2 protein-coding genes and 1 pseudogene are annotated in these 1,805 nt (G+C 70.3%); all 3 read right to left on the reverse strand.

Going from position 1 to position 1,805, the window contains the following annotated elements; genetic code table 11:
* Positions 1–427, reverse strand: a pseudogene (locus tag G6026_RS05575) (pyridine nucleotide-disulfide oxidoreductase); the annotation flags it as partial.
* Complete coding sequence (locus G6026_RS05580; RefSeq protein WP_107757267.1) at positions 424–1,329, reverse strand: DUF1295 domain-containing protein; 906 nt, start codon at positions 1,327–1,329, stop codon at positions 424–426. The gene G6026_RS05580 and the pseudogene G6026_RS05575, both read right to left, overlap by 4 nt.
* 78 nt (positions 1,330–1,407) lie before the next feature.
* Positions 1,408–1,805 (reverse strand): response regulator transcription factor (locus G6026_RS05585; protein WP_182612461.1); only part of this gene is annotated, 398 nt, incomplete at its 5' end.

Below are 1,805 nucleotides of genomic sequence, written 5' to 3' on the forward strand. Positions count from 1 at the left end.
CGACGCGCCGGTGCGGCAGGAGGATCTCGGCGTCGACGCCGCGGGAGTCCCGGACCGTGGCGCGTCGCCAGAACCCGTTGGTCACCCCGGTGGCGACGACCGCGACGTCGTACCGCACCTCGGCGACCGAGCCCTCACCTGCTGCGCCGTCCACGAGGCTCACGCGCACGACACGGTTCTCGGTGTCGAGGGCGGTCGCGCTGCCGTGCACGATCCGCACCCGGTCGAGGCCGCGGAACCGGCGGTAGGCGATGCGATAGTCGCGCGTCCACGCCTCCGGCCGGGCTAGCCGCAGACCCAGCTCCTGACCGCTGACGAACTCCGGCGTGGCGCTGATGGCCACGACGTCGCCGAGTGTCCGGAGCGCGATCGCGGTGAGGACGCCGGTGTCCCCGAGTCCGACCACGACGATCCGGAGGCGGCTCACGCGGAGGTGGTGGTCCGGCTCTTCTCGGGCGGGAGTTTCCTGGGCGGGCGGGGGATGAACAGCGACACCCGCTCCACCACGCGCGTGTACTCGGGCCGCCGCTCGAGGCTCCGCTGCTCCATCATCGGGATGCTCACGGCCAGGAACATCGTCACCATGGCAGCGGTGCCCACCAAGACCCACCATGCGCCGGGCCAGGCCGCGAGCCCGAACAGGCCCATGGAGAACCAGATGCCGCACTCGCCGAAGTAGTTGGGGTGCCGGGACCACGACCACACGCCGGTGTCCATGACCTGCCCGGGAGTGCGCGTGGCGATGAAGCGGTGCATCTGGAGGTCGGCGACGGTCTCGAGGGCCAGCGCGGCCAGGCCGACGCCGAAGGCCACGAAGTCGAGCCAGCCGAGCGGCTCACCGGCGCGGGTCGCCACCACGTAGACGGGGATGAGCCCGGCGAAGACCTGCAGGGTCGGGAAGACGTGGATGCCCATGAGGTCGGCCACGAACTCGAACCGCCCGGCCCGCTCGCGGACCATCGGGTAGCGCCAGTCCTCGTGGTGCATGCCGGGAAAGGTGCGGATCCAGTTGAGGGTCAGGCGCACCGCCCAGGCCAGCAGGACGGTCATCATGAGCCACCAGCGGACGTCGTTCACGCCCGCGTCGGCCGCGATCCACCAGTAGAACGCCAGCAGCGGCGGGATGACCGACCAATAGGCGTCGTAGAACGTGGAGTTCCCGTAGAAGCGGCTGAAAGCAAAGATGACGAGGGTCGCGATGAGATCGGCGATCAGACCGTCGAGCAACAGCTGGCCGGTGCCCGGCCCCCACAGCAGCCACGCCAACCCGGCGCCGATGGCGATGACATAAGCGATCCCGACCCGCAGGAGCGACGCAGCTTGACTCATGTCAGGAAGCGTAATGACCGTTCTGCGCAGGGACCGGAGGAACGGTGAGATGCGGTGGGGCGCTGGTGGGGCCGGGGCTCACGGCACGAACCGGTACCCGCGCCCGGGCTCGGTGATTAGGTGCCGGGGGGCGGCCGAGTCGTCCTCGAGTTTGCGGCGCAGCTGGGCCATGTACACCCGCAGGTAGTGGGTCTCCTTCTGGTACCCCTCGCCCCAGACCGCGCGGAGGATCTCCTGCTGGGTGACCAGCCTGCCGGGGTTGCGCGCGAGGATCTCCAGCACTCCCCACTCGGTGGGGGTGAGGTGCAGCGTCTGGCCGTGGCGGGTCACCGTGGAGGTGCGGAAGTCGATGGTGAACCCGGGGGTCTCGACCATCGCCTGGCCCGGCGAGTCCGCCCTGCTCGCCCGGCGCAGGGCGGCGCGGACGCGGGCGAAGAACTCGTCCATGGCGAACGGCTTGGTCACGTAGTCGTCGG

This window comes from Dietzia sp. DQ11-38-2 (assembly GCF_014145055.1).
Lineage (GTDB): Bacteria > Actinomycetota > Actinomycetes > Mycobacteriales > Mycobacteriaceae > Dietzia.